Source organism: Gilliamella sp. B2824, assembly GCF_026536245.1.
Lineage (GTDB): Bacteria > Pseudomonadota > Gammaproteobacteria > Enterobacterales > Orbaceae > Gilliamella.
The window spans coordinates 133,350-155,545 of the sequence record NZ_JAFNON010000004.1 but is presented as its reverse complement, the minus strand read 5'-3'; the positions used below and the strand labels follow the sequence as shown (position 1 = coordinate 155,545).

At 34.9% G+C, this 22,196-nt stretch carries 17 protein-coding genes and 1 tRNA gene; 4 read left to right on the top strand and 14 right to left on the bottom strand.

What is annotated here, in order from left to right:
- Positions 1–119 precede the first annotated feature (119 nt).
- The 8 genes from J3U56_RS05500 to uvrA form a co-directional block, all read right to left on the bottom strand.
- Positions 120–3,191 carry an FAD-binding and (Fe-S)-binding domain-containing protein gene (locus J3U56_RS05500; RefSeq protein ID WP_267366983.1) on the bottom strand — a complete coding sequence of 1,024 codons (3,072 nt, stop codon included), beginning with the start codon at positions 3,189–3,191 and terminating at the stop codon, positions 120–122.
- A gap of 119 nt (positions 3,192–3,310) precedes the next feature.
- On the bottom strand, positions 3,311–3,922 hold the full coding sequence (locus tag J3U56_RS05495) for a YiiX/YebB-like N1pC/P60 family cysteine hydrolase (RefSeq protein ID WP_267332635.1): 612 nt from the start codon (positions 3,920–3,922) through the stop codon (positions 3,311–3,313).
- A gap of 88 nt (positions 3,923–4,010) precedes the next feature.
- The gene (locus J3U56_RS05490) at positions 4,011–4,427 is read right to left on the bottom strand and encodes a DUF4878 domain-containing protein (RefSeq protein WP_267332634.1); all 417 of its coding nucleotides are present in this window, start codon (positions 4,425–4,427) and stop codon (positions 4,011–4,013) included.
- A 146-nt stretch (positions 4,428–4,573) separates the two neighbouring features.
- Positions 4,574–5,281 (bottom strand): tRNA pseudouridine(65) synthase TruC, encoded by a 708-nt coding sequence (gene truC, locus J3U56_RS05485; RefSeq protein ID WP_267366981.1) that lies wholly within the window; start codon positions 5,279–5,281, stop codon positions 4,574–4,576.
- A 21-nt stretch (positions 5,282–5,302) separates the two neighbouring features.
- Positions 5,303–6,121 carry a pyridoxal phosphatase gene (locus J3U56_RS05480; protein ID WP_267366979.1) on the bottom strand — a complete coding sequence of 273 codons (819 nt, stop codon included), beginning with the start codon at positions 6,119–6,121 and terminating at the stop codon, positions 5,303–5,305.
- Positions 6,122–6,212: 91 nt separating this feature from the next.
- Positions 6,213–6,818, bottom strand: coding sequence for a recombination mediator RecR (recR, locus tag J3U56_RS05475; RefSeq protein WP_267332631.1), 606 nt, complete (start codon positions 6,816–6,818; stop codon positions 6,213–6,215).
- 211 nt (positions 6,819–7,029) lie between these two features.
- Positions 7,030–7,629: a glycerol-3-phosphate 1-O-acyltransferase PlsY gene (gene plsY / locus J3U56_RS05470; RefSeq protein ID WP_267332630.1), complete on the bottom strand. Its 600-nt coding sequence runs from the start codon at positions 7,627–7,629 to the stop codon at positions 7,030–7,032.
- 149 nt (positions 7,630–7,778) lie between these two features.
- A complete protein-coding gene (uvrA, locus tag J3U56_RS05465) occupies positions 7,779–10,619 on the bottom strand; it encodes an excinuclease ABC subunit UvrA (protein ID WP_416380298.1) in 2,841 nt (946 codons plus the stop codon).
- Positions 10,620–10,940: 321 nt separating this feature from the next.
- Between uvrA and J3U56_RS05460 the strand changes: the two genes are divergently transcribed.
- Positions 10,941–11,678, top strand: coding sequence for a cyclase family protein (locus tag J3U56_RS05460; RefSeq protein ID WP_267344305.1), 738 nt, complete (start codon positions 10,941–10,943; stop codon positions 11,676–11,678).
- 104 nt (positions 11,679–11,782) lie between these two features.
- On the opposite strand, the gene J3U56_RS05455 is transcribed toward J3U56_RS05460, so the two are convergent.
- Complete coding sequence (locus tag J3U56_RS05455; RefSeq protein ID WP_267344307.1) at positions 11,783–12,721, bottom strand: sugar kinase; 939 nt, start codon at positions 12,719–12,721, stop codon at positions 11,783–11,785.
- A gap of 27 nt (positions 12,722–12,748) precedes the next feature.
- The gene (locus tag J3U56_RS05450; RefSeq protein WP_267344308.1) at positions 12,749–13,219 is read right to left on the bottom strand and encodes a YhcH/YjgK/YiaL family protein; all 471 of its coding nucleotides are present in this window, start codon (positions 13,217–13,219) and stop codon (positions 12,749–12,751) included.
- A gap of 715 nt (positions 13,220–13,934) precedes the next feature.
- Here J3U56_RS05450 and J3U56_RS05445 point away from each other — a divergent pair.
- Both J3U56_RS05445 and J3U56_RS12120 read left to right on the top strand, forming a co-directional pair.
- Positions 13,935–14,369 (top strand): hypothetical protein, encoded by a 435-nt coding sequence (locus J3U56_RS05445; protein WP_267366975.1) that lies wholly within the window; start codon positions 13,935–13,937, stop codon positions 14,367–14,369.
- 977 nt (positions 14,370–15,346) lie between these two features.
- A complete protein-coding gene (locus J3U56_RS12120) occupies positions 15,347–15,643 on the top strand; it encodes a hypothetical protein (protein ID WP_416379713.1) in 297 nt (98 codons plus the stop codon).
- Positions 15,644–16,002: 359 nt separating this feature from the next.
- On the opposite strand, the gene J3U56_RS05435 is transcribed toward J3U56_RS12120, so the two are convergent.
- Positions 16,003–16,335, bottom strand: a complete 333-nt coding sequence (locus tag J3U56_RS05435) for a DMT family transporter (protein ID WP_065634991.1) — start codon at positions 16,333–16,335, stop codon at positions 16,003–16,005.
- A 930-nt stretch (positions 16,336–17,265) separates the two neighbouring features.
- Positions 17,266–17,341 (bottom strand) — tRNA-Lys (locus J3U56_RS05430).
- Positions 17,342–17,578: 237 nt separating this feature from the next.
- Between J3U56_RS05430 and J3U56_RS05425 the strand changes: the two genes are divergently transcribed.
- The gene (locus tag J3U56_RS05425; protein ID WP_267344312.1) at positions 17,579–18,250 is read left to right on the top strand and encodes an OmpW/AlkL family protein; all 672 of its coding nucleotides are present in this window, start codon (positions 17,579–17,581) and stop codon (positions 18,248–18,250) included.
- Positions 18,251–18,300: 50 nt separating this feature from the next.
- Here J3U56_RS05425 and J3U56_RS05420 read toward each other — a convergent pair whose 3' ends face one another.
- Positions 18,301–21,159, bottom strand: coding sequence for a valine--tRNA ligase (locus tag J3U56_RS05420; protein ID WP_267366970.1), 2,859 nt, complete (start codon positions 21,157–21,159; stop codon positions 18,301–18,303).
- Between the two features lie 182 nt (positions 21,160–21,341).
- Complete coding sequence (gene panC, locus J3U56_RS05415) at positions 21,342–22,187, bottom strand: pantoate--beta-alanine ligase (protein WP_267366968.1); 846 nt, start codon at positions 22,185–22,187, stop codon at positions 21,342–21,344.
- Between the last annotated feature and the right edge of the window lie 9 nt (positions 22,188–22,196).

The following is a 22,196-nucleotide window of genomic DNA, read 5'->3' as shown; positions in this document are numbered from 1 at the left end:
AAAGCGCAATTTTATTGCGCTTCTTACAATTAATTTAAGGGCTATTTTGCATTGCCCTACTCACTTAAATTTACCATTCATCAATGAAGTTAGTTATGCTAAAGCATGACAATGATACATTAAGTTAAACAATTAAACGAAACCAATTCCAATAATGCCTGCACAGGGTGTTTTAAACTATAGTTATCAAAGCGCTTAACTTGGCTGCGACAAGAATAACCCGTTGTTAAACAAAATTGTTTAGGATATTTTTCAAGTGCTTTTTGCCAAGATAATTGATACAACTGTTTCGATGAGTGCAAATTATTAACTTCATGACCATATGTACCTGCCATACCACAACATCCAACACTAATAGGTTGTAATTGTGCGCCAAACTGCTTGAAAATATATTGCCACTGTTGATTACTTGCTGGTAATTGTGTCGTTTCGCTACAGTGACCAAGTAAAAACCATTGTTTATCACCATTACTGATTGTGATATTAGGTTTTGAAATCTTAGTTAAAACATGCGTCAGCCACTCATGTGACAGTAAAACACTAAAATCGCCTAACTTATCTTGTAAAATCAATTTATATTCATCACGGTAGCAAAGCACTAAAGCAGGATCAACGCCAACCATTGGAATATTTAATTGCGCTATTTGCGATAACACATCAGAAGCATTTTGAGCAGTTTTGGCAAATTGTTTTAAAAAGCCTTTTATATGCTGAGCCTTACCATTAGGGACAAAAGGCAATACAACGGGTTTGAAGCCTAATTTTTCAATCAAACACACAAAATCAAATACGACTTTTGCATCGTAATAGGTTGTAAAGGGATCTTGCACCACTAATACATATTGCGCTTTTTCAGTCGCCGATAAATTCTGTAAATATTCTAATTTAACATTTGCGCTAGGATGCCCAATTAACTGTTTTTTTAATGTTGGAAAAGACAACATTGGTAAACTTGCCATTCCAACTGTTTTATTAGTCAGGTATTCTGTCACCGACATTTTCATAAAAAAATTAAAAAAACGTGGGGCACGAGCCATTATTGGTAAATAGGATTCAATATTACCAACTAAATAATCACGCATTGGTCTTAAATAACGGGTGTGGTAAAGTTGTAAAAACCGAGCCTTAAAATCAGGTACATCTATTTTAATCGGACATTGTGTTGAGCATGCTTTGCATGACAAACAATGGGCCATCGAATCTTTTACCTCGTGAGAAAAATCATATTGGCCAAATTTGGCCTGTAAAGTATAAACAAGCTTTTTAGCAAAACTGACTAAACGACTCTGTTCCTTGGGTAATAATGTATTAAGTTCATCTTCTTTAACACCCAATTCTACCATCAAACGTAGCCATTCTCGCACTAATGCTGCCCGCCCTTTCGGTGAATAAATACGGTTTTGAGACAATTTCATTGATGGACACATTGGACTATTAACATCGAAATTAAAGCAAAGACCATTACCATTGCATTCAGTGGCACCATGAAATACGCGTTTTACACTAATTGGAATTTGTCGATCATAAAAACCACGCGTGACTGATTCAATACTTATCATGGGGTCATTACTATTTAATGGTGCACAAATTTTACCTGGATTGAGACGATTATCAGGATCAAATGCTGTTTTGATAATACGAAGCCCATGATATAACGTTTCGCCAAAAAATGCTGGGCTATATTCGCTACGAAAACCTTTACCGTGCTCACCCCAAAGTAAACCGCCATACTTAGCCGTCAGCGCCACAACTTGATCCGAGATTTGCTTTACTAACTTTTCTTGCTGTGGATCACACATATCTAAGGCGGGTCTAACATGTAATACCCCAGAATCGACATGTCCAAACATACCATATGTTAAATTGTGGCTATCAAGTAATGCTCGAAATTCATGAATATAATCGGCTAAGTGCTCAGGAGGAACACATGTATCTTCAACAAAAGGAATCGGTTTACGCGCCCCTTTAGCATTACCAAGCAAACCTACTGCTTTTTTACGCATTGCATAAATTTTTTCAATTTCGCCAAGTTCGTGACATGTTTGATAGCCGATGATGCCTGTTGAATGATCTAACATAAGTTGATCAAGAATCAGGCATAACTTATCCATTTTCCCTTTGACAAAATCAAAATCATTACCAGCAAATTCAACAATATTAATACCTTGCATCTGATGATTATCGACCTCTGTAATTAGGTCCTTAATGGATTGCCAAATAATATCTTCTTTGGCTAGACCTAAAACTTTTGAATCCACTGTTTCAACAGATAAAGCGTCTGCTTTGACTAAAAAGGGAGCATTACTTAGCGCGGATTGAAATGAATCATATTTGATATTAATTAAAAATCGATATTTTGGTAATGGAATAATATTTAATTTAGCTTCTGTGACAAACGCTAATGATCCTTCACTACCTGTTATGATTCGTGTTAAATCAAACTCAGTCAAATTATCATTAAAAACATGTTTAAGATCATAACCGGTCAAAAAGCGATTTAATTGAGGAAATTTATCTAAAATCAATTGACGGTTATTTTTGCAATAATCAAAAACAGAACGATAAATAGAAGAATCATGCGCTAATTTTTCGATTTCGGTTAGATTTTTTTTGCCTGTTTCAAGTAATTCACCAGTAATTAATACCGCTTTGAGTGCCAAAACATGATTAGATGTTTTACCATATATCATCGAACCTTGTCCTGAAGCATCGGTATTAATCATCCCGCCAATGGTTGCCCGATTACTGGTTGAAAGTTCTGGTGCAAAAAAATAGCGATAAGGTTTTAAGTATTGATTTAATTGATCCTTAACGACACCAGCCTCAACCCTCACCCAACCTTCTTCAATATTGAGCGCTAAAATTCGGTTCATATAACGTGACAGATCGACAACAATACCACTGTTTAATGACTGCCCGTTGGTGCCTGTTCCTCCACCCCTTGGGGTAAATTTTATCGTTTTAAACTCATCACGTTGAGCTATACTTGCTAGTAATTGTACATCATCAGTTGAACGAGGAAATAAAATAGCTTGAGGCATCAATTGATAGATACTATTATCTGTCGCCATGCTAAGGCGTGATGCATAGCTGTGTTCAATATCACCTGTATAAGCAGAATTTTTAAGCGCTATTAGATAGTTAAGTGTTACCTCATTTATTTGAGGCGAGATGGATAATCGAGGAATCATAATAAATCTGCTATCAACAATTGATTTTTTACACAGTGTAATTCAAGCTGAATATATCGTCAAAGCATGTTGATTTATTATACAATGCTCATTATTTAATTTAGTTATGACTAGAAACTTTAATTGACTTCAGGGTACTTATAGATCCAAGTAATATTAGGATAATTAGCAAACGCATTTGGAAATAAGTAAATGCCCGTTAATAACGGAACATGTGAATACGTCCATTCTGGATTAAAATCAGGTTGAACTTTAACAATGGAATCAAAAAGCAGTGTAGTGCAGTACAAATGGGGGTGATCACGCGATGCTAATACAAATTCCTCACCCTTTTTCGTTAAAATATCCTCAACAATTTGCTGCTTTTGTCGATCTGACAAAAAATTAGGTCTGGCTACCGCATATTTTTCGGCAAACTCTGGAGTGATAAATTCGGCTAAACTAGAAATAATGACTTGGTTTGGATAGTTAATATCATCACTTGTTGTTGCGTGAATAATTTTAACTTCAGGCTCGATAGATATTATCATACCAATATGTGAAAAATCCCCACCACTAACCTGATTAACAATAAGACTATCAACTTGAATCCCTTTTCTAAAGATCCAATCGCCCACTTTTACTGAAGCTGTTAATTGACGATTTACATCGGCAGTAGCAACCGGTACATTGGTCAAAACCAACTTCGTCAATATGATAAAAATTATAGGAAAAAAGCGAACATATTTCATCAAAACCAATTCCTAATAAAAAAGGGTAAATACGCTTTACCCTTTCTTATTGTATTATCACAATATTGATTATTCAATCATTGATAGACTAGTTAAAATTCATCAACCATTTACCATCAATTTTTATTAAACTTGCACTCCCACCCTCTTGTTGCGTTTTATCTTTGAAAAAGACAGTGGTTTTAACTTTTGCCATCGTTTTATCTTCATTGATATATTCAGCAGGGGAAGCTTGAACTTTATCAACGCCACCATGTGCTTGAGCCAATTTTTGTGCTTTATCTATGACTTGTTGCATTTTTGATTTAACTAAGTCTTTCATATCAAAATTTTTGTTAGTTTTATCTTCTGGTAAATACATTAGATTGATAACAGTCTCTAGATCACCGCTATAAACAGCTTTAACACAATTTTCGGCCGTTCTTTCTGGTGATTCTTCGGAAGAACATGCAGAGACTATAAGAGCAAGTAAAAAGACGCTAAAGAATTTCATTACTAATTTCATTGTTTCATTTCCTTACAGGGATAATTTAAAATGTATTAAACTGTTAAGCCATATTGCAATAATAAATATGGCTCATACTTACGAAACATACTAACGTATTTATCTAGATGAATCAAAGGTAAAATAAACAATATACTTAATATCAGCTATTTGAAATTAAGAAGCATATTTTGCCAACTTTGATCTAATTTAGCTTCAATCACTATCGGTTGTTGTGTGATAGGGTGAATTAACGCTAAACAGCTAGCATGTAACATTAATCGTTTAATACCAAAATAGTCAGTGAAAGCTCTATTTTGATGAAGATCGCCATGCTTGCTGTCGCCTAAAATGGGATGAAAGATATGTTTCATATGACGACGTAATTGGTGTTTTCGACCAGTCTTAGGTTTTAACTCTACAAAGCTATATCGTGCTGTTTTAAATTTTCCAACACTGACAGGTATCTCAATTTTGCTAATCGCACGATAAAAAGTTACAGCATCTTGAGCAGGTTTATTACGTTGCGCAAACTTATCGGCAATTTTATCGATCTCTTCAATCAAGGGATAATCAATCACTGCTTCACCATCGACATAACCACGAACTATTGCATGATAAGTTTTTTCAATTTGTTTTGAGTTAAATTGTTCTGACATTAGACGCGCAACGTCATTTGATAATGCAAATAATAATACACCAGAGGTTGGTCTATCTAACCGATGTATAGGAAAGACATGCTGCCCAATTTGATCCCTTAGTGTTTGCATAACAACAACGGTTTGTTGTTTGTCTAACCAGCTACGATGTACCAACCATCCTGAAGGCTTATTAATCGCAATTAAATCATTATCTTGATAAAGAATGTCGAACACAATCAATATTTACCACGTTACTTATAAAAAGAGTTTTTTCAATTCAGTTGCAATACTTGGGCTGTTATTATCACCAATTGCATAATTGGCATGTGATTTAACTTCATCATCAGCATTTCCCATCGCGATGCCCAATCCTGCAATCGTTAGCATACTGATGTCATTATAACTGTCACCAAAAGCAACAATTTCGTTTAAATCGATTTGCTCATGTTGTGCCCAATGAGTAAGTCCATTACCTTTAGTATTGCCTTTGATCGCAACATCAGCACGATTCGACCAAGACCATTCACACGAAAACTGATCAAGTTTGTCCACTGCTTGCGAAAATTGCTGTAATGCGGGTAAATTATGACTACTTGTTGCAAATTTAAATATTGATTTAGACTCTTCAATCACCTTTGCAAAACTATCGACCTTTTTAATTTCAGGCTGTAAAAAAGCAGGTAGCGCATTAACCCATTTAAAAAATCCTTCCAGATGATCGTCTAAAACTTCATAAGTCATCATTTTATCAGTGTAAATCAAAGTATGGATACCATAATGATTAACTAGATTTAACAATATATTAGCTTGATCTTTAGTCATTGGTTTTGCCGCTAAAGTTTTATGATTTTCGAAATCATAAAGATACGATCCGTTGCAACAAATAGCCGGCGTTGATAAGTTAAGTTGATAATAATAAGGATAAATAACTGAATGATGGCGACCAGAAACTAAAATAACTTTTATACCTTTATCACTGATTTTTTTTAGTACATCAACTGTTTCTGGTAAAATTAGGCGATTACTCGCCAATAATGTGCCATCCATATCAAACGCAACCGCTTTATACTTCATATCTATCCTCTTGTGTTTATACCATTTAACCTTAAAGTAAATATCCAATCGTTAATTTTATACTATAAACAATCTTACTAAATAAATAAGATTAAAATTCTATTTTTTGACGACCAATAAATGAATGAGATAGTGTTGTACCATCTACCATTTCAAGTTCACCACCAACCGGAACACCATGAGCAATGCGCGTAGCGATAACATTAAATTCAAGACACATTTGCGCAATATAATTAGCTGTAGCATCACCTTCAACAGTCGGATTAGTAGCTAAAATAACTTCATTTATTTGCTCTGTTGATAATCTTTGTTTAAGCAAATCAAGACCAATATCCGTTGGTCCAATACCATCAAGCGGTGATAAATGACCCAATAAGACAAAATAGCGTCCACTATATTGTCCCGTTTGTTCAATAGCAATGATATCAGCCGGTGTTTCAACCACACAAAGCTGACCACTACTTTGCCGGCGAACATTAGCACAAATATTACAAATATCTTGTTCAGTAAAAGTACGACACTGCTTACAATGGCTTATATTAATCATAGCTTCATGCAATACATGCGCTAAATTTATACCACCTTGTCGATTGCGTTGTAATAAATGAAAAGCCATTCGTTGTGCTGATTTTGGTCCTACGCCTGGCAAGCAACGCAAGGATTCCATTAATGATTCTAGTAATGGGCTAATTTGCATAAAATAATTTAGTAACCAACAATTTATTATTTATATTCATCATACCTTGTTTCTATTATTGATTAAACAAGATATGTTCTATTGATTTAATTAACGATTAATCAAATTTATTCAAAAATGTGTAAGCAATTTTTCTAATAATTTATATTTTATAAGTCATAATATTGTTAAATTCAAAACAAATTAGCAAACATTCAATACTGTTTTTCAACTATTTTAAATGTTTACGATAAAGACTTTTAGGCTCAACACCTTTAAATAGTCTGGCAATGTTACTGCTATGCCGAACAATAATTAGGCATGAAAGCATCGCAACAGGCAAGGTGAGTTCAGGTTTAAATAACCAAACATAAAATGGCGCTAAAAGAAAACCAACAATAGCAGCAACAGAAGAATAACCGGTGATAAGTAAGACAATAAGCCAAGTTAAAATAAAACAACCGGTAAAATCTAACCCAATTGGGACCATCATCCCCAAAGCTGTCGCCACGCCCTTTCCACCGCGAAAATGAAAAAAACAAGGAAAAATATGACCCAAACAAGCAGCAATACCAATTATGCCTAAAAAGAAAGGGGAAATACCAAGCCGATAAGCAATATAAACAGGAATAGCACCTTTTAGCATATCAAAAACTAACACAAATACTGCTGGCAATTTGCCACTAATGCGCAGTACATTTGTTGCCCCCGGATTATGAGAACCATGTAATGAGGGATTTTGTAATTGCATAATACGACTAATAATCATCGCACCGGATAGTGATCCACATAAATAGGCAATAATGATCATCGTTACAATTTGTATTATCAAAATGCCATCCCTCATAATTTTTAATGATCCAAGTAAAAACAGGTAATGCCGCATTGGTATTAACTGCTTTATGCGGCATTAAATTGTTAATAATACAAATTATACTTAAGTAAAGAACTAATCCCTAATGTCATTATTAACAAACAACTTTAACTCTTTTTTTGCTTTTCTAATAATGGTTTTAAATATTGCCCAGTATAAGATATTTTCGATTCAGCAACATCTTCTGGTGTACCTTCGGCAATTATTTGACCGCCACCACTACCACCTTCAGGCCCCAAATCAACAATCCAATCGGCAGTTTTGACAACATCTAAATTATGTTCAATAACAACAATGGTATTGCCTTTATCCCTCAACGAGTGTAACTGTGCAAGTAACTGTCTTACATCTGCAAAGTGTAAACCAGTAGTTGGTTCATCTAGAATATAAAGTGTGCTACCAGTATCTCGCTTAGATAACTCTTTTGCAAGTTTTACTCGTTGCGCTTCACCGCCGGATAATGTTGTTGCTGACTGGCCAATGGTAATATAAGCAAGGCCAACATCAATTAAAGTCTGTAATTTGCGTGAAATCATCGGTACCGCATCAAAAAATTCTCGACCTTCTTCAACAGTCATGTTGAGGATTTCGTTAATCGATTTACCTTTGTATTTGATTTCTAATGTTTCTCGATTATATCGTGCGCCATGACACTGATCACAAGGTACATAGATATCGGGCAAAAAGTGCATTTCAACTTTTATTAGACCATCACCTTGACAAGCTTCACAGCGTCCCCCTTTTACATTGAAACTAAATCGACCTGGATTATATCCTCGTGCACGCGCTTCAGGTACGCCTGCATAGAGTTCACGAATAGAAGTAAAAAATCCAGTATAAGTTGCAGGATTAGATCGGGGTGTACGACCAATTGGGCTTTGATCAATCGCAATCACTTTATCAAAATAGTTAAGCCCTTTTATTGCTTTATAAGGTGCAATTTCACTCTTTTCTGCACCATTTAACTCATTTTGTGCAAGTGGATATAAAGTATCATTAATCAAAGTCGATTTACCCGAGCCAGACACGCCAGTAATACAGGTAAATAAGCCGACAGGAATATTTAAGGTAACATCTTTAAGATTATTACCGGTTGCACCAATAAGTGAAAGTATTCGTTTTTTATCGACTTTAGTCCGATTTTTGGGAATTTCAATTTTTTCTTTACCAGATAGATATTGACCAGTTAATGAATTTTTACAGTCCATAATCTGTTTTGGTGTACCTTGTGCAACAACTTCACCACCATGCACACCAGCACCGGGGCCAATATCTATCACATAATCGGCCGCCATAATGGCTTCTTCGTCATGTTCAACGACAATAACGGTATTACCTAGGTCACGTAAATGGGTCAACGTATCAATTAAACGGGTGTTATCTCGTTGATGTAAACCGATTGACGGTTCATCAAGAACGTACATCACGCCAACTAATCCAGCACCAATTTGACTAGCTAGTCGAATACGTTGTGCCTCACCACCCGATAACGTTTCGGCCGAACGTGACAAAGTCAAATAATTTAATCCAACATTAATTAAAAATTGTAGACGATCATTAATCTCTTTCAGTATTTTTTCAGCGATTTGCGCACGTTGACCAGTTAAAGTTAGCTTATCAAAAAAATCTTTGGCTTGTTGTGTACTTAAATCACTAATCGTTGGCAAATTAGTATCATTAACATAGACATGCCGTGCTGTGGCACATAATCGAGAACCACCACAGCTTGGGCAAGGACGATTACTAATATATTTAGCCAGCTCTTCACGAATAGTTTGCGATTCGGTTTCTTTATAGCGGCGAGTTAGATTATTAATAATCCCTTCAAAAACATGTTTACGTTTAACTACATCACCACGATCATTAGTGTAAACAAATTGAATTTCGGTATTACCAGAACCATTTAATAAAATATCTTTTATTTTTGCCGGTAATTTTTCATAAGGAGTGTCAATATCAAACTTATAATGCTCGGCGAGTGATGTTAACATCTGAAAGTAATAAAAATTACGACGATCCCATCCCTTAATTGCGCCAGCAGCCAATGAAACCTCGGGCATTTGCACAATACGTTTTGGATCAAAGTATTGCTGTACCCCTAAGCCATCACATTCAGGACAAGCACCGGCTGGATTATTAAACGAAAATAATCGAGGCTCAAGTTCAGAAATGCTATAACCACAAATTGGACAAGCAAAATTAGCTGAATATAGCTGTTCTTCGGCTTTTGGATCATCTAAATTGGCAACTTTTACAATACCATTTGTTATTGAAAGTGCGGTTTCAATAGATTCAGCTAAACGTAATTTTAAATCATCGCGAATACGAAAACGATCCACCACGACTTCAATCGTATGTTTTTTCTGAAGTTCGAGTATTGGGGGATCAGATAGATCATACACATCACCATCAACTCGAACACGGATATAACCACTGGCTGCGAGCTGCTCAAACAGTTTAACAAATTCACCCTTACGTTCAGTAACAACGGGGGCAAGCAACATATAACGGTTTTCAGATGGCAACGCCATAATACTATCAACCATTTGCGAGACTGTTTGCGCAGCTAAAGGTAAATTATGATTTGGGCAACGTGGTTCACCGATACGAGCAAATAAAAGTCGTAAATAGTCATAAATCTCAGTGATTGTCCCTACTGTTGAACGCGGATTATGCGATGTTGATTTTTGCTCAATCGAAATCGCTGGTGATAATCCTTCAATATGATCCACATCGGGTTTTTCCATAAGCGATAAAAACTGACGAGCATAAGCCGACAACGATTCAACATAACGGCGTTGTCCTTCTGCATATAAAGTATCAAATGCTAACGACGACTTTCCTGAACCAGAAAGTCCGGTAATCACAACTAGCTTATCTCTAGGAATGATTACATTGATATTTTTCAGATTGTGCGTTCGCGCACCACGAATATCGATATCTTTGATTGACATAGATCTCTTCTTAAAGTGAGTTTTTAGACGAATTAGGAAAAAATTAACTGTATATTATACCAGTAACATTTGATTAAATATACTACTATATAGATCAATAGTGTCGGTTAGCAAAATTTCAATCATATTAGCCAATAATTCTTAATTAATTAGCACGAATAAAGCATTTTTTGCCTCTTACTGTGCGTATTCAAACTTTTTGGTAAATAAATTAGAACTAAAAATTATATTTTTATAACTGAAAATTATTAGTTTAGAGAATTTACTCACCTTACAATAAACCAATCATACGTTTTTTTAAAAAAAGGAGCTATTTTGAATAACGAAGTCTTGCAAGCATTAAATTTATTAAAATCGAAAAAATGGGTAGATTTAACTCATGCATTCGATCACAATTCTCCCCATTTTTTTATGTTTAAACCTGCTGAAATAAAAACGCTGTTCGATCATAGCGACGGCTTTTTAGCACAGAATTTTAGTTTCGCTGGTCAATATGGTACCCACTTAGATGCACCAATTCATTTTGTTCCTAATACTCGGTATTTGCATGAACTTGAATTACAAGAATTAGTATTACCATTAATCGTAATCGATCAATCTAAACGCGCAGAACAAGATCCCAACTTTTCTTTTTCTAAAGATGATGTTTTAGCTTTTGAAAAACAACACGGACAAATTGAAGCGGGTAGTTTTGTCGCACTGCGAACAGACTGGAGTAAGAAATGGCCTTCACAATCAGCAATGGAAAATAAAGATATAGAAGGAAACAATCAAATTCCAGGCTGGGGAATTGATGCATTAAAATTTTTATTTGAAGAGCGTAAAATTAAAGCTATTGGTCACGAAACGTTTGATACTGACTCTGCGAAAGCATTTCGAGAAAATAATGCGTTAAAGGGTGAATACTATGTTTTAGAGCAAGATACTTATCAAGTTGAGTTAATGACCAATTTAGATCAATTGCCAACCAAAGGAGCAGTTATTTTTAATATCGTAGCCAAACCCAATAATGCCTCAGGTTTTCCGGTACGTTCTTTTGCAATATTGCCCTAATCTATTTATTTAACCCTAAAAATTAGCATTTAATATTTTATAACTAATATATTAATTTACGTTATTGTGGTATAAAAAACGGTCATTATTGACCGTTTTATTGGCTAATTTTCAATTAATGTCGGCGTAGCATCCAAAGGAATAATAGCCCCACGATACTGAATAACAGTGCCGGCAACAAGGTGCCCTTGCAATGCTGATTGCGCAGGATTTTGCCCACTTAAACGTGCACCCAAGTAACCGGCACTAAATGAGTCGCCTGCAGCCGTCGTATCAATCACTTTTTCTTTGGCTATTTTATTAGCAGGTACATCAAAACGTCCTTCGGCTGATTCGATAATACAACTATCGCTACCACGTTTAATCACAATTTCTGTCACACCAAAGTTTTTAGTACGGTCAATGACTTGTTCATATGGTAGTTTGCCCCATAATAGATCTTCGTCATCTAGCGTTAAAAATGCAATATCGGTGTAAGATAGAATATCGGCATATACGCTACGCGCTAAATCAAGACTACGCCATAAGCGCGGACGAAAGTTATTATCAAAAATCACTTTACCACCATTGGCTTTAACGCGTTTTAATAAATCCAATAATTTCAAAATACTTTCAGCATCTAATATGGCGATACTAATGCCACTCAAATAAACATATTCATAGTGAGCTATTTGCTGGGTGATACTTTCAGTTTGAGTCGTCTTTAACCAAAACTTAGCCGCTGCATCATTACGCCAATAATAAAATGAGCGTTCGCCATGTTCATCGGTAACAATCGAATAAAGCCCAGGCATTTTGTCAGACATTTTTTGCACAAGATCGGTTTGGATCTGCTCTTTTTGCCAGCTATCAAGCATCTCTTGACTGAAAGGATCAGTTCCTAATCCAGTCACATAGTGAATCGAAAAATCTTTATTTTTTAATAAACGAGATAAATAAACCGACGTATTAAGTGTATCGCCTCCAAAGCTGCGGGTTGTTGAATCTTGTTTTATCGAAAGTTCAATCATACATTCGCCAATAACAGCGATTTTTGTTGTCATAGTGCTACCTAAAATCCTTACTTCTATTTATAAATAATCCAATGCGATTTTTACCACAACTTTTCGAACCGTTGCAATCTTATTATCGACAGCACAAAGCGGTTTATGCACTTCATTAGGTAAAAAAACAATAAAATCGTTCGGTTGTAATATTAACATGGTTTCTTCTTTTGGCGTCTCGATAAAAGCAATATCATTTTCAGCGATTTTATCATCTAAAATTTGAGTATAAGGAGGCAAAGTAGAAATAGCCATCCCTTCTTGACCCGCTAAAACAATTTGCACATCAATATATTTTTTATGGTATTCAGGCTTTGCTTCATGAATATATCTTGATGAATTATCAGACACCATAAAAAACATATTATCACCGTCAATATCATAACGACCAACAGGGGTATTGCTATTAACATTGTCTTTTACATATTCAATGGATTGTTTTATTTTGGCGGGCAAATAAGGGACTAATCCTAAATGATTAATATTACCTAAAATCATACTCAATGATCCTTAACTGAGAAATTGGCACAATACCTGATACTTTCATTATTTGGAATAATGGCATCGGATAGAATAGCGACTTAAATTTTTATGAGTATATACTTAAGTCACCTATTTTTGTAGGGGTATTATGAATAACTTTTTTACTCTCTTTTATGTTTTTAATAACTTGATATATTTTTCGGTAATTACACAAGGAAAGTGAATGAAATTATCATTTCCAAAAATAACTCGTTATGATGATTAAAATTCAAGTCTAAAATAATATCATTTATCTAATTCAGACAATTAATCAAAACTGAACTTAATGCTGTTAGCGATCGATATAATAAAATATTTAGTGCGAAAGATTACCGATATTTTATCTATTGGTTATCTGGATAGCGATAATCAAATTTTAACTCGATTGAGTATTTATCACATTGATACGCAAGTACTTGATTTAGCTTCTACTTAAAAGCTATCGTCATCAATATTTGCAATAATCTGCCAACACTTTATATCATTAATCTTTTATGATTATAGATAATGAAGATATTTTATAGCACTTTGTATGTTGCGGTTATTTAACATTTGAGAATCAAGGTCAATAATATTTACTAAGTAAAAATAGGCTTGCTTAAAAATCGCTACAAATGGGCGAGAGCTTATCAATTTTGTCTTTGAACTCGCTCTAAGCTAAGCTGCTAGGTAGATAGAAAAGGATGATTTTATGACTAAAATAGTGGAATTATGGCACAAGCAACAATTGCCAATTAAAGACGGTATTTATTTTGCCAGTGGTCAATCTATTGCGCTCAATGCGGTATTTTTTCCGCAATTATCAATTCAGATAGGTGAACAATTTGACCTTGATGTTATTTTAAATAACGACGCCGATAATTTAACCAATATTGATATTTTCGATAAAATCATCCTTGCTAATGATGATCAATGCATTATAGGAGAAGGAAGTTATGGTTCAGAAGGTTTTATTGCCTATCTATCGGCTAATCAGGATTTAATTTGGGTGATATATTTTGAAAAATCGAATCCTTTTATCAAAGTATTACCATTAACTGACCAATCAATTATGGTTGAATCAAGCGCCAATTTTCAATTGATTATCGAACTGGCTAATCCGGTCAATCTTAAATTAATAAAATAAATTACAAATTAGCTTTATTTGAGCTAAAGGTGCTCAATTATCTATCAATAAAATGAACAGGATATATGGTATTTCAATTGTAAAACAATTGATTATAATGAAATAACAATCATTCTATAAAAGAATAAAAAATGAGTCAATTCTCTAAATTATGCCAAGACTTAGATTTCCCCTTTATTGATACCTTTAGTCAAGACTGGAAATATGAAGTCCCAATTAAATATCGAACGTCTGAGTGGTTAGCGAAATATTTATACGTTTATCTTAATAATAATTACTCAACGGTACAAAAACAGATACTCATGAATTTGTGTCTTAACATATGCAATGATTTATTATCTGAAAATCCTAACCAAAACAATCCTATAATTTTTCAATTATTGAAGGTACTCTATAGCCATTATCAACTACATTGGCAGCTAATTCATTATTGGGCGGCAACAAATCAACCTTTAGACAATTGCTTTGCTTTAACCCAAAAAATAAGAGAATTACAACAAACATATTTTATTAATGCTAAAGAGTGGCTTGCGTTAAATCAGGCAGAACAAGATCTATTAACCGCTAAGAACAATTTTCGGCAATGTCCAGATTTTTTAGTGCAGCTTCAAATCGCCCTGAATTTATCATCGCAACAAGTTGTCGCATTAAGATTAATCGGTGAGGGTAAATTAAAGGATGATCAGCTAAGCCATTTACTACCAAGCATCATTGCTATCGCATTAGATAATAAGAATGATAACTGTATTCTTGCACAAGACATTTTAATAAAGCTCAAAAGCAATCCCTATATTAATCAGCAAATAATCAATCTATTAAATGATTATATTGATGATCATGATCAAATTATCTACCGCAAAATGGTGCAGCTATTGGCTATTTTAGATTTTCCAGATTTAACCAATCGGTTAATGAATCGCTGTAAAACGAGTAATAAAACTGAAATTGTTCAAATTTATAATGATTTTACCAAACAGATAATCAATCAATCTAACCGCCTATCGGACGATGAATTAAACCTAATTCAAAACCGATGTGATAGTGCAACACCTGGTCCATGGCAATCGTACGTGGAAGGTCGTGATCATAGCAGTGGTAGCAATTTTATTATGACGGGGAATGAACACGAGCGTGGTGAGGATATTGAACTAATTGGTGCAACAAATAACGATCAAGACTTTATCGCCCATGCAAGACAAGATATACCTAAGTTAATTAACGAAATCAGACGATTAAAGCAGTTCATCGCCCAAAACATGCAGCCTAAAAAATGAAATTAGGTAAAATCATTATGCCTTTGCTAGCTTAACCCGAGAACGTTTAAAAAAGAAAAAGAATTGGCAAAGATAATTTATCTAAAAAGGCACTTAACGCTATGAATCATGACAACTTGCAACTAAATAGCCATTTAGATACAAGACGGTTAAGTATAAAATCATTGAAATAACTATTTTCAGAATGAAAAATCAGTGTTTTTAGCAAAGGTAACAAAATAGAATATCACGTGATGTTTATCAAAGATCTCATTAAACCAGAATAAAACTTGTCATCGAATCTTATTTCATCGTTTTATCCCTATTTAATCAATGAATTTTTGCTGGTGACTCAGTGGTCAACCAGCAACTTTTTTCCATCAATGCGCTGCAACTTTTGAAAAAAGATTAATAATGACCACACCAAACATAATAAATCCCATACCAATTAAAGCGGCAAGATCTAATGTTTGTTTCATAAATATCCAGGCAATTAAACTAATAAACACAATCCCAATTCCAGACCAAATTGCATAAGCAATACCGACAGGAATAGTTTTTAAGGCCAATGAAAGAACATAAAACGACGCACTATAACCAATAATGGTAATTATTGAATACAACAAATGCGTAAAGCCGTTAGAAAGTTTTAACGAAGAAGTTGCAATCACTTCACAAATAATCGCAATAAAAAGTAATAGATATGAATTCATATTATGACTCATAAGTTGGTTGAAATAAAAAATGAAGACTCACCACAAATCTTAGTGTAAAAATGATCAATAAAAACTCAATAATCACACAATTCAGGAAAAAATAGAATAAATGCTGTGGTATAAGGGGATCAGAAAAGAGCTATTTAAAAAATACCGATTAAACATACAATGTTTATCATCCACCCAACACCTTGATGTAATATATCACTCCTCAATAATAAAGTAAAAAGTTAAAAGAAAGCGGATTACATTTTAGTATATTACTTTTCGAGTGATGAGTAGCTTAATGTAATTATCAATTTTCATTGATTTATACAGTTGATTCAGTACTTTTTATAAATTACGCTAAACCAATTAATATGTTATATCAGCACGACAATTGCTCATTATTTTTTTAAATTACAGACATCTAACTAAAAGATTTCGGTAGCCTATTTAATCTCATACATAGAACAAATAGTTCAATTAAATACCTGTACTTCAATTAGCATTCAATACTATCATCTTACAGCATTATCTCAAAAAAGGTTCAGCTACTAAGCAAACACAAAAAACTTAATAATGAAAAAATTATGCTAACAATGATAAAGCCGATTAATAATTTACCAACCTTGTAATAAAATTTATTTTCCTGATTTTCCCGCTTCTTTCTATTGAAACAGAGCAGAAAAATACCTATGAGAAGAATCGGTAAATAGATATACCAAAAACAAAACGGTGCAGCTATTACAAGAATTAGAATTGCTTGACCTGTAGTGAGTGAAAACATCTGAAATTTATATACTTAAATGATTATAACGTGCCATTGAGAATCATCAGAAATCTATGATTCAACTTTATAAAGGAGAAAGAGTATATGTAACGTCTTAATAAATCAATAATTATTTTTTAAGAAGCGTTATCATCGTTTTGGATGACGCTGGTAAATGGTGGGTTGTGAGGGGATCGAACCCGCGACCAATTGATTAAGAGTCAACTGCTCTACCGACTGAGCTAACAACCCACGAAAGAATTGGAGCTATTGTATATAAACTTAATAAACAATGCAAATTATGATTGGCATTTTTTTAAAATGTGAACTAAATTGCAGAATTATCAAATTTATTATGATATTTTTTTAATATTAAAAGAGTTATACTAATAAAATAATTTTAGATATAAAATCTGAAAAACATTAAATAAAATTCCATTTTTTGCATATTTATAAATTATGGATTAGAAGTAAAACGAGGAGGCAAAAATGAAAATATCTTCTATTGCAATGCTCATGTCAATGGGTTTAGCAAGTTCTATGGCTTATGCACATCATGCAAATGAAATCATCGTCCGTGGTGGTCCTGTTTACGTTCACCCAAAAGATTCAAGTGATCATGTTAAAGTAGGCGGAGCCAAAAGTGATTTAAAGGCTAAGGCAGATAAGGACACACAGCTCGGTTTAAACTTTCAGTATATGGTGACTGATAATCTTGGTATTGAACTACTCGCCGCAACCCCATTTAGTCATCGTGTAAAACTTGGAGGGGGCAACTCTACTGGTTTAGCGGGTGCTCATCTTGGTAAAATTAAGCATTTACCACCAACATTAAGTGCTGTATTTTACCCACTTGATAGTAGCTATGAGTTCCAACCTTATGTGGGATTAGGCGTTAACTATACTTTCTTCTTTGATGAAAAACTGAGTGGCGATGCTAAAAATGCAGGTTTTCATGGTTTAGATTTGGATAGCTCTTGGGGATTAGCTGCGCAAGTTGGTGCTGATTATAACATTACTGAAAATTGGCTTATCAATGCTCAATTACGTTATATCGATATTGAAACTAAAGCTAAAACTCATTTAGGTGATACCAAAGTAACGGCCAAGTATAAACTTGATCCATGGGTTGCCATGATTGGTGTTGGTTATAAATTCTAATATTATCAGGTCTAAAAAAACTCTCGTAACAACGAGAGTTTTTTTTCAAACTAAAGACTTTTTATTGCTTCATACTGCTCTTGTAATTTAGCTTTGTCAGCCACATAGCCTTGTTGTTTTTCTTTCTCTTTAGCCACTACAGCTGCTGGTGCTTTATCAACAAAGCTGGCATTGGAAAGCTTGTTATCAATACGTGCAATTTCGCCTTCAATGCGAGCTATTTCTTTTTCAAGACGAGCTAGCTCATCATCTTTATTGATCAAACCAGCCATTGGAATAAGTAACTCTGCACCATCAACCAATTTGGTTACCGATAATGGCCCTGCCTCACCTTCATCTAACAAGACGATTTCGGATAATCTTGCTAAAGACTCAATAAATGTGACATTGTCACTAATAATGCGATGCACAGTCGGCGATGCTTTTCTGATCAATAATTGTAACGGTTTGCTTGGTGCAATATTCATTTCAGCACGAATATTGCGAACAGCGATAACGGCATCTTTAATCCAATTGATATCAGCAACTGCTTCATTATTAGCTAATTTGCTATCAAAGGCAGGCATTGGTTGTAACATAATAGTATCTGCTTTGATGGCCATTAATGGTTTTACACTTTGCCAAATAGCTTCAGTTATGAATGGAATGATTGGATGAGCCAAACGCAAGAGTGCTTCAAGGACTGTTACTAACGTATGACGAGCTGCTCGTTGTTGATTTTGCTCGCCATTAGCTAATACTGATTTGGTTAACTCCAAATACCAGTCACAGAACTGATTCCAAGTAAATTCATATAAGATATTAGCCGCTAAATCGAAACGATAAGTATCAAATGCTTCGCGGTATGTTTTCACCGTTTGATTAAACTCCGCTAAGATCCATTTATCCGCTAATGAATACTCTAAATCACCACCTTTAAATCCACAATCGTGATCTTGAGTGTTCATTAATACATAACGGCTAGCATTCCATAGTTTATTACAGAAATTACGATAACCTTCTAAACGTTTTAGATCCCAATTAATATCACGACCAGTGGACGCCAGTGCGGCTAAAGTAAAACGTAATGCATCGGTACCGTGGGCTTCAATGCCATTAGGGAACTGTTTTTCAGTACGTTTGGCAATTTTTTCAGCAAGCTGTGGTTGCATCATGTTACCAGTACGTTTTTCTAATAAATCGGCAAGTGATATTCCATCAATCATATCTAAAGGATCAATAACATTCCCTTTAGATTTTGACATTTTCTGCCCTTCTTCATCACGAATCAAGCCAGTTACATAAACTGTTTTAAAAGGTACTTGAGGTTTGCCATGTTCGTCTTTGATGAAATGCATCGTCATCATAATCATTCTTGCGACCCAGAAGAAGATGATATCAAAACCAGTTACAAGAACATTAGTTGGATGGAAAGTCGCTAAATCATCGGTCTTTTCTGGCCAACCTAAGGTTGAGAATGTCCACAGCGCTGATGAGAACCAAGTATCAAGTACATCATCATCTTGTGATAACTCGATATCAGCAGATAGACCGTTTTCACGGCGAACTTCAGCTTCGTCACGACCAACATAGACATTACCTTGATTATCATACCAAGCCGGAATTCGGTGTCCCCACCATAATTGGCGCGAAATACACCAATCTTGGATGTCATTCATCCATGAAAAATACATGTTTTCGTACTGTTTAGGTACAAATTGAATATCGCCATTTTTTACAGCAGCTATTGCTGGTTCAGCTAAGACTTTAGCGCGAACATACCACTGATCGGTTAACATTGGTTCAATGACCACGCCACCACGATCGCCGTAAGGAATGGTGAGATCATGTGGTTCAATTTTTTCTAAAATACCTTGAACTTCACACTCTGCAACAACTAATTTACGTGCAGCAAAGCGTTCTAAATTTTGGAATTGTGTCGGAATATCAGTTGAGTAAGCGGTGCTTGACTCACCATTAGTATCAAATACTTCTGCTTGCGTACGAATCTCACCATCAAAGGTAAAGATATTAATCATCGGTAGTTGATGACGACGCCCTACTTCATAGTCATTAAAGTCATGAGCAGGCGTAATTTTTACACAACCCGTACCTTTTGTCATATCCGCATGTTCATCCCCAACAATAGGAATACGACGATTGACAAAAGGTAATATAACAAATTTACCAATAAGATCTTTATAACGAGGATCTTCAGGATTAACCGCCACCCCAGTATCACCAAATAGTGTTTCAGGACGAGTGGTTGCGACAACAAGATAATCTTTACCATCTGCCGTTTTTGCACCATCCGCTAATGGGTAGCGCAAATGCCACATTGAACCTTTAACTTCACGATTTTCAACTTCAAGATCTGAAATTGCCGTGCGTAATTTTGGGTCCCAATTTACTAAGCGTTTACCGCGATAAATCAAATCTTCTTGATAAAGTCTTACAAAAACCTCTTTAACAGCATTAGAAAGGCCTTCATCCATCGTAAAACGTTCACGATCCCAATCAACCGAATCCCCTAAACGTCGCATCTGTTTAGTAATGCTACCACCTGATTCGGCTTTCCATTGCCAAATTTTTTCGATAAAGGCATCTCGACCATAATCATGGCGAGTTTTATTTTCTTCAGCGGCAATTTTACGTTCTACCACCATTTGGGTAGCAATACCTGCATGGTCAGTACCTGATTGCCAAAGCGTGTTATTACCTTGCATACGGTGATAGCGAATTAGTGCATCCATAATGGTCTGTTGAAATGCATGTCCCATATGCAAACTACCCGTTACGTTTGGTGGTGGAATAGCAATGCAATAGCTAGGCTGAGATTTGTCACCATTAGGCTTAAAGTAACCACTTTCTTCCCAATGTTGATAGATAGGTTGTTCGATTTCTTGTGGATTATAAGTCGTATTTTTCATAATAAAGGCATCAATCCTAATTCAAGGCATAAAAATGGCTATTATTCTACAGTAAAAAGACATAACAATAAATTGCTATACGAATAAAGTCGTTGATTAAATCGATTTTCCGAGACGGGTAGAATATGTTAAAAAAAAGATCGCCGGTCGATAAGCGATCTTTTATCTCAATAAATTGATTGTTAATGATGATAAATAAAATTATCGATCAATCGAGTTTTACCAATATAAACCGCTAAAGCGCATAGTGTATCTTGTGTTAACTGCGATACGGGTTTTAATGAACTAAGATCGACAAATTCAATATAATCAATTTTAGCAAGTGACTGTTGTTCAATAAGTAATTGCATCGCGCTAAGAATGGTCGCTACTGATCTTTCCCCTTGAGCGATCATAGTATTAGCAAGTTCTATCGATTGATAAAGACAAACGGCTGCTTTGCGCTCATTATCAGTCAAATAGCTATTGCGCGAACTCTTAGCCAATCCATCACTTTCACGCACAATCGGACAACCAATAATTTCGATGGGAATATTGAGATCTTGAACCATTCGTTGAATGACGGCTAATTGTTGCGCATCTTTTTGTCCAAAATAGGCGCGATCAGGTTGAGTAATATTAAATAGTTTGGTGACAACTGTACAAACACCTTTAAAATGTCCCGGTCGCTTTTTTCCACAAAGCGCATCAGTTAAACCATTAACATTGACATAGCTATTGAAATACGCGTCATACATTTCATCGGCGGACGGACAAAAAATCAAATCAACGCCCATTTGCTGACAGGCTTTTTTATCTCTTTCTAAATCACGCGGATAGCTAGCTAGGTCCTCTTTAGGACCAAACTGCATTGGATTAACGAATATTGTCACAATCACTCTTTGATTATCTTTTTTAGCGCTAGCCATTAAGCTTTGATGACCTTCATGCAGATATCCCATGGTCGGCACTAAACCAATACTTTCGCCATTGTTACGCCAAGCTTTAACCTGATCGCGGACTTCATCGATAGTGGTTATAACTTTCATGTTTATTAT

Coding starts and splice junctions, on each gene's coding strand:
- J3U56_RS05500 (WP_267366983.1), bottom strand. CDS start 3,191: ATGATTCCTCGATTATCCATCTCGCCTCAAATAAATGAGGTAACACTT.
- J3U56_RS05495 (WP_267332635.1), bottom strand. CDS start 3,922: ATGAAATATGTTCGCTTTTTTCCTATAATTTTTATCATATTGACGAAG.
- J3U56_RS05490 (WP_267332634.1), bottom strand. CDS start 4,427: ATGAAATTAGTAATGAAATTCTTTAGCGTCTTTTTACTTGCTCTTATA.
- J3U56_RS05480 (WP_267366979.1), bottom strand. CDS start 6,121: ATGAAGTATAAAGCGGTTGCGTTTGATATGGATGGCACATTATTGGCG.
- recR (WP_267332631.1), bottom strand. CDS start 6,818: ATGCAAATTAGCCCATTACTAGAATCATTAATGGAATCCTTGCGTTGC.
- J3U56_RS05455 (WP_267344307.1), bottom strand. CDS start 12,721: ATGACAACAAAAATCGCTGTTATTGGCGAATGTATGATTGAACTTTCG.
- J3U56_RS05450 (WP_267344308.1), bottom strand. CDS start 13,219: ATGATTTTAGGTAATATTAATCATTTAGGATTAGTCCCTTATTTGCCC.
- J3U56_RS05445 (WP_267366975.1), top strand. CDS start 13,935: ATGACTAAAATAGTGGAATTATGGCACAAGCAACAATTGCCAATTAAA.
- J3U56_RS05435 (WP_065634991.1), bottom strand. CDS start 16,335: ATGAATTCATATCTATTACTTTTTATTGCGATTATTTGTGAAGTGATT.
- J3U56_RS05425 (WP_267344312.1), top strand. CDS start 17,579: ATGAAAATATCTTCTATTGCAATGCTCATGTCAATGGGTTTAGCAAGT.
- J3U56_RS05420 (WP_267366970.1), bottom strand. CDS start 21,159: ATGAAAAATACGACTTATAATCCACAAGAAATCGAACAACCTATCTAT.
- panC (WP_267366968.1), bottom strand. CDS start 22,187: ATGAAAGTTATAACCACTATCGATGAAGTCCGCGATCAGGTTAAAGCT.